6 protein-coding genes are annotated in these 6,893 nt (G+C 66.1%); 5 read left to right on the top strand and 1 reads right to left on the bottom strand.

Going from position 1 to position 6,893, the window contains the following annotated elements; all coding sequences use genetic code 11:
- Positions 1-247 (top strand): hypothetical protein (locus AC1DT2_RS13040; RefSeq protein WP_477296702.1); only part of this gene is annotated, 247 nt, incomplete at its 5' end.
- Here the strand turns inward: AC1DT2_RS13040 and AC1DT2_RS13045 are convergent.
- The gene (locus tag AC1DT2_RS13045; RefSeq protein WP_477296703.1) at positions 211-1,569 is read right to left on the bottom strand and encodes a formimidoylglutamate deiminase; all 1,359 of its coding nucleotides are present in this window, start codon (positions 1,567-1,569) and stop codon (positions 211-213) included. The two genes, AC1DT2_RS13040 and AC1DT2_RS13045, sit on opposite strands and share 37 nt — an antisense overlap.
- Before the next feature lie 54 nt (positions 1,570-1,623).
- Here AC1DT2_RS13045 and AC1DT2_RS13050 point away from each other — a divergent pair, with 54 nt between their 5' ends.
- From AC1DT2_RS13050 to AC1DT2_RS13065, 4 genes are all read left to right on the top strand, one after another.
- Positions 1,624-3,195 carry a bifunctional GNAT family N-acetyltransferase/carbon-nitrogen hydrolase family protein gene (locus tag AC1DT2_RS13050; RefSeq protein WP_063573158.1) on the top strand — a complete coding sequence of 524 codons (1,572 nt, stop codon included), beginning with the start codon at positions 1,624-1,626 and terminating at the stop codon, positions 3,193-3,195.
- Positions 3,192-4,553 carry a chloride channel protein gene (locus AC1DT2_RS13055; RefSeq protein WP_477296705.1) on the top strand — a complete coding sequence of 454 codons (1,362 nt, stop codon included), beginning with the start codon at positions 3,192-3,194 and terminating at the stop codon, positions 4,551-4,553. The genes AC1DT2_RS13050 and AC1DT2_RS13055 overlap by 4 nt, the downstream gene beginning before the upstream one ends.
- The gene (hutI, locus tag AC1DT2_RS13060) at positions 4,550-5,788 is read left to right on the top strand and encodes an imidazolonepropionase (protein WP_477296706.1); all 1,239 of its coding nucleotides are present in this window, start codon (positions 4,550-4,552) and stop codon (positions 5,786-5,788) included. The genes AC1DT2_RS13055 and hutI overlap by 4 nt, the downstream gene beginning before the upstream one ends.
- Positions 5,789-5,894: 106 nt before the next feature.
- Positions 5,895-6,893, top strand: a 999-nt coding sequence (locus AC1DT2_RS13065) for a hypothetical protein (protein WP_477296708.1), incomplete at its 3' end; no start/stop codon positions are given.

Genomic DNA, 6,893 nt, shown 5'->3' on the forward strand with positions numbered 1-6,893 from the left:
CAACAGCGTCACGATCCGGCTGGCAAAGGGCAGCACGTGTACGCTCGACGACGAGCCTCCGACGCACGTGGACACGGTCCGCTTCACCCTTCGCGACAATCATTGCGACCTGGGCGTGTCGGTATATGCCTCACCGGAGGCGGCGAAACGTAAAGAGCCTTCCGCCGAAGGTCTCTACGGCAAACCGAAGTGTCCGACCGGCCCCTCGTCTCAGGCGGCGGCCAACCTCTCCACGACCACGCGGTAAGCCTCGGCCGCCGACTGTTCGGCGGCGTGGGCAAAGTCGCGCACGCGCCACTGACCGCCGACCATCACATCACGCACGAGCGGCGTGTTACCGGCGAACAGGAAGCTGTCGATCACGTCAGCTTCGTCCCGTGCCGCGAGCAACGGTGAACGATCGTCCAGCACGAGAAGATCGGCACGCGCACCGTCGGCCAGCCGTGCGATATCCGTCGCCGCGGCCAATGCGCCACCTTGCAGGGCACGTTGCCAGAGCGCCGTGCCGACGCTCTCTTCCGGCCGTCGCGCGGTGACGTTGCGATGACGCGTGATCAGGCGCTGGCCGTACTCCAGCCAGCGCAGCTCTTCCACGGGCGAGACGGAAATGTGTGAGTCCGAGCCGATACCCAGCGTGCCGCCCGCGTCGATGAAGGCGGCCAGCGGGAACAGCCCGTCGCCGAGATTCGCCTCCGTGGTCGGGCACAAGCCCGCCACCGCACCGCTTTTCGCGAGGCGATCGGTTTCGTGCGGGGTGAGATGCGTGGCATGGATGAGGGTCCAGCGCGCGTCGACGTCAGCGTGGTCGAGCAACCATTCAACGGGGCGCGCGCCGCGCACGGCAAGGCAGTCCTGCACTTCTCCGATCTGTTCGGCGATGTGAATATGGATGGGCAGCTCGCGACACACGCCGCTGGACAGCAAGGCGCGCATGGCATCTTCCGGCACGGCGCGGAGCGAGTGCAGTGCGATGCCCAGGCGCAGCATGTCGTTCTGCAGGGGCGCAAGGCGCTCCAGGAGTGTCACGTACTGACCCACGTCGTGACGGAAGCGCTGCTGCCGCTCGTTCAGCGGGCGACCGTCGAAGCCACCGGTCATATAGAGAACCGGCAACAGGGTGAGGCCGATGCCGGCCTCTTTCGCTGCCTCGATGAGTGCAAGCGACATCGCCGCGGGTTCGGCGTAATGAACGCCCCGTGGCCCGTGATGCAGATAATGAAATTCACAGACCTGCGTGTAGCCCGCCTTCACCATCTCGATGTAGAGCTGGGTAGCGATTGCCTTGAGGTCATCCGGGTCGATCGCCTCGGCGAAGGCATACATCGTCTCGCGCCAGGTCCAGAAGCTGTCCTCCCCGGGGCCGCGCCGCTCAGCCAGTCCGGCCATCGCGCGCTGGAAGGCATGCGAATGCAGATTCGGCATGCCTGGCAATACGAAACGGCCGATCCGCTCGCCCGTCGCACCGGACGCCGCGGCGAACCGGGCACCGGACACCGACAGGCCTGCGCCACCCGCGTGCCAGGTACCGTCCTGCCAGAGGAAATCCGCGGTCAAGGGGGTCTGTGACATGGGGGTGTCCTGTGGGATCCAGCGGGCATGTTAACCGACGGGCATAATGCAGGAATGACCGAGATCATCGCCGCTCAATCGCCGAAGCTGCTGCTTCGTCTGGCGCGTCCGACCGACGTGCCTGAACTCGTCGCCCTCACCGCCCGCGTCTACACGCCCGAATGGGGCCATTCGCCGGAAATGTTGCAGGGCCAGCAGACCCACTTCCCCGAAGGCCAGTTCGTGGTCGAGTACGAGGGGAAGATCGTCGGCTTCTGCGCCACGTTCCGCATCAACGAGGCCGTGGCGCTCGCGCCGCACACCTGGATGCAGATCACCGGCGGCGGCTTTGCCTCGCGCCATGACCCGAAGGGCGACTGGCTCTACGGCATGGAAGTGGTGGTCCACCCGGATTACCGCGGCATGCGCATCGGGCAGCGCCTGTACATGGCGCGCAAGCGACTGTGCACCGACCTGAAACTCCGCGGTATCGTCTTCGGCGGCCGCATGCCGGGACTGGCCCGCGCGATCGCCCGCTACGGCAGCGCCGAAGGCTATGTGCAGGCCGTGGTCGACGGCAGCCGTCGCGATGCCACGCTCAGCTTCCAATTGCGCAACGGTTTCGAAGTGATTGGCCTGTTGCGCGAATACGTGCCGTCGGACCATGAATCGCTCGGTTACGCGGCGCACCTGATCTGGCGCAACCCGCAGCTCCACGATCACCCGGATACGCCCAAGGTCTCACAGAGCCATCGTCTCCCGGATTCCGTGCGCGTGGCTTCGGTCCAGTACCAGCAACGGCGGATCAGCTCCTTTGCCGAATTCGCCACGCAGGTCGAATACTTCGTCGATATCGCCGCCGATTACGACGCCGACTTCGTCGCCTTTCCCGAGCTGATCACGCTGCAGTTGCTCTCGATCGAGAACGCCGAGCTGTCGCCCGTGGATTCCATTCGTCGACTCTCCGAGTACACCGACGAGGTCAAGGCGATGTTCCATCGGCTGGCCGTGCACTACAACATCAACATCATCGGTGGTTCACACCCGACACGGCAGCCGAACGGCGATATCCACAACGTCTGCTACGTGTGCCTGCGCGACGGTTCCATCCACGAGCGCGAGAAGCTGCACCCTACCCCCAGCGAGCGCAACGTCTGGAATATCACCGGCGGGGATACCGCGGCGACGATCCAGACCGACTGCGGACCGATCGGCGTGATGATCTGCTACGACTCGGAATTTCCCGAGGTGGCCCGCCACCTCACGGACCAGGGCGCACTGATCCTGTTCGTACCGTTCTGCACCGACGTGCGCGAGGGCTACCTGCGCGTACGTTATTGCTCGCAGGCGCGCGCCATCGAAAACCAATGCTACGTGGTGCTTTCCGGCAATGTCGGCAACCTGCCCGGCGTCAACAATTTCGACATCCAGTACGCGCAGAGCTGCATCCTCACACCAAGCGACCTGCCCTTCGCCCGCGACGGTATCGCCGCGGACTCCACACCCAATATCGAGACCGTCTTGTTTGCCGACTTACGCCTGGAAAATCTCGCCCGTGCCCGCAACTCCGGCGCGGTGACCAACCTGAAAGACCGCCGCTTCGACCTCTACCAGGTGCGCTGGTCGCGCATGCCGGAGGGCAAGTGAATCTCGATCGTCTTCGCGAGTTCGGCCGCCATGAGTGGCTTTCACCCCGACAATGGCGTCGCCGCATCCTGTTCTGGAGCGGTGCCATCGTGGTCGGACTCGCCGCCGTGCTCTTCGCCAAGGCAGCGGATTTCGCCTTCGCGATATTTCACAGCGTCGCTTCGCACGGCTGGTGGGTGCCGCTGCTCATCACGCCGACCGTTTTCGCCCTGCTTTGCTGGTTGACCCAGGGCGCGCTGAAGGCAACCCGTGGCTCCGGCATCCCGCAGGCGATCGCCGCATTGAAGGTGGAGGACGAAGACTTTCGCTCGCGCCTGCTCTCGCTCAAAGTGGCCGTCGGCAAGATGGGACTCACCCTTCTGGCCCTTCTCGCCGGTGCGTCCGTCGGCCGCGAAGGCCCAACCGTGCACGTCGGCGCGGGGCTCCTTTATTCCATGGGGCGACGCTTCGGATTCGACGATCCTACCGCTGCGGGCCGCTTCATTCTCGCTGGCYCGGCCGCAGGCCTTGCCGCGGCATTCAACACACCGCTCGCCGGCGTGGTCTTCGCGATCGAAGAAATGTCCGGCACGTTCGAACACCGCATCAGTGGCACGCTGCTCACCGCCATCGTCGTGGCCGGTGTCGTCTCGCTGGGCATCGTCGGCAACTACGCCTACTTCGGCGATATCACGGCCGCCTTGCCCTTAGGCAGGGCATGGATCGCCGTCCTTCTCACCGGCATCGTCGGTGGCCTTGCCGGCGGCCTGTTCGCGCGCCTGATCATTCCCTCGGCTACCGGCTTTCGCGGGGCGATGGGGCGACTGCGCGCCCGCCAGCCCGTGGTTTTCGCCGCGGCCTGCGGCCTCGCACTCGTTCTGCTCAGCCTGCTGAGTGCCAACGGCCTTTACGGCACCGGCTATGGCCAGGCGCGTGACATCCTCCAGGGCCACAGCGACACCGGCCCCCTGTTCGGCGTGCTCAAGTTCCTCGGCAACATCGCTTCGTCGTGGGCCGGCATTCCGGGCGGCATCTTCTCCCCGGCACTCGCCGTGGGAGCCGGACTCGGGGGCAACATCGCCCAGCTCCTGCCCAGCGCGGACAACTCGGCCGTCGTGCTGCTTGGCATGGCGGCGTATCTCGCAGGCGTCACCCAGGCGCCGCTGACGGCCGTCGTGATTTCGCTGGAACTCACAGCCAATCACCAGATGGCGTTGCCGATCATGGCGGCCTGCCTGCTGGCGCGAGCGGTCTCTGGCCTGGTCTGCCGTGTTCCCGTCTACAAGGCACTGGCTGACGTTCTGATCGAAAAGTACGAGGAGGAGCGCGAGCGCCGTGATCCACCTGCTGCGGAAGCGCAAGGAGTAACACCCACATGACGGCCGATAATCGCTGGGACGGCCTGCTACTGGACGTCGGCCTCGCCACGCTCGTCGACAATGGCGTGCCCTATGGGGCGATCGCGGACGGTGCGATCGGCTGGCGCGACGGCGTCATCACGTTCGCAGGGCCGCGCAGCGCATTGCACGGCGAGCCCCATGCGCTGGCGCACCGGGTCGAATCCTTGCCCGGCACCTGGGTGACACCCGGCCTCATCGACTGCCACACGCATCTGGTCTTCGGCGGCGACCGTGCGCAGGAATTCGAGCAACGCCTCGAGGGCGCGACGTACGAGGAGATCGCGCGTGCCGGCGGCGGCATCGTCTCCAGCGTACGCGCGACGCGTGCGGCCAGCGAAGACGAACTGCTGCAACAGTCCCTGCCGCGTGCGAAAGCCTTGCTGGCCGACGGCGTGACCACGCTGGAAATCAAGTCCGGCTATGGCCTGGAGCCCGACGCCGAGCGGCGTATGCTTCGTGTGGCGCGGCGTATCGGTGTCGAGCTGGGCATCGACGTGCGCACCAGCTTCCTCGGCATGCATGCCCTGCCGCCCGAATACGCGGGACGCCGCGACGACTACGTCGCCCTGGTCTGCGACACCATGCTGCCTTCGCTGGCCGAAGAATCGCTGGTCGATGCGGTCGATGCGTTCTGCGAAGGCATCGGCTTCACCCATGCCGAGACCGAGCGACTCTTCCGCAAGGCCAGCGAACTGGGCCTGCCGGTCAAGCTCCACGCGGAACAGCTATCCGACCTGGGCGGTGCGGCGCTGGTTGCGCGCTACGGCGGCCTCTCCGCAGATCATCTCGAATGGACGAGCGAAGACGGCGTGCGCGCCATGGCGCAGGGCGGGACCGTGGCCGTGCTGCTACCCGGCGCCTACTACGCCCTGCGCGACACCCGCCCGCCGCCCATCGAAGCATTCCGTCGGCACGGCGTCGCCATGGCCGTGGCCACCGATCTCAATCCCGGCACATCCCCCCTCCTGTCGCTTCGCCTTGCGATGGGCATGGCCTGCACCCTGTTCCGCCTGACGCCCGAAGAAGCGCTTCGTGGTGCGACGATCCACGCCGCGCACGCGCTCGGCCTCGACGACCGCGGCGTCCTTGCGCCGGGTCGGCGTGCTGATCTCGCCATCTGGAACATTCGCCATTTACCGGAGCTTTGCTACTGGATTGGCGGTGATCTGTTACACGAAGTGCGAGTGGCCGGCGAGCGTCCCAATACGACGTAATCCGCGCGATTTTTCCGAATTGTTCCATCGATAGGCGGGAACTTCTCGCCTAAGATCGTTGATGTCGATCTCGCGTGGCACACGCCGCGCGTTGTAAGGAACACCGTTGAACGCACCACCGCCAGCACACCGCGGGAATCGCGCCACGTCCCGCCGCGTCGCAAGCCTGATGTTCGCCCTGTCGCTGCTCGGCGCGTGCGCCGATCCCCGGGAGACCGCCGTCGAACGCGCCACGCGTGCCCGGCAGATGCGAGACGTGTCGCGCATGCTCGACGCGATGGAAGCCCCGCCTTCGTCCGCCAGCACGGCGCCTGGACTTGCCGGCCATCCCGCCGTGGCCACACTCCTGTTGGCACCCGCAACGGCAAACGCTCCCACCCCGGAGCCTGCTGGCGACCGGCTCGTCTGGGTGCTGGCCGTCGTGGCCATAATAATTGGCGGCGTCCTCGCCCATTTGACATGGCAGCGTCGGCGCCGCGCGCGGCGCGCGCCATCCCCACCCCCGTCGATAGCGGGTGCATTCGCCGACGTCACCCCCTTGGCGCCCTCCGAGGCCACCGAGATGAAATCGCCTGAATGGGTCTACGAAGACTCACCGTACGCCACCCCGCTGCTCTACATGGTCCCCGAGCCGGTCGACCTGCTTCTGTCACCGACACACGCGCCCGAGGCAGCGGCCTCCCCACCCGCCTCGTTCGTTCGGGTGGCTTCGCTACTGAATGCACTCCACGCCATCGATGCGAGCCCCGCCCTTCACCTCATCGGCGACGAGCGGTTTCCGGAAATTCGCCGTGTCGGCGAAGGCACGACCAGCGTCGAAGCCTGGCAAGCCATCCTCGAGGACGCAGGCAAAGAAGGTGATGACGACGCCCGGTTGGCACGCTGGCTTTTGCCGGCCATTCTCGTGCTGCGCTCTCGCGACCATCACCGGCGTGGCGCCGAGGCGCTACTCGAGGAGGCCGCCCAGCGTACTCGCGACGGGATGAATCGCGCGACCGACACGGATCGTCCGCACTGGGTAGCCCGCGCCATTCGTGTGGAGCTGGCTCGCATCGAGCGCCTTTCGGGAGCGACACGATTGTTTGCCCTGCGCGCGCTCCAGGCC

This window comes from Luteibacter sp. P4_E6, from assembly GCF_056401535.1.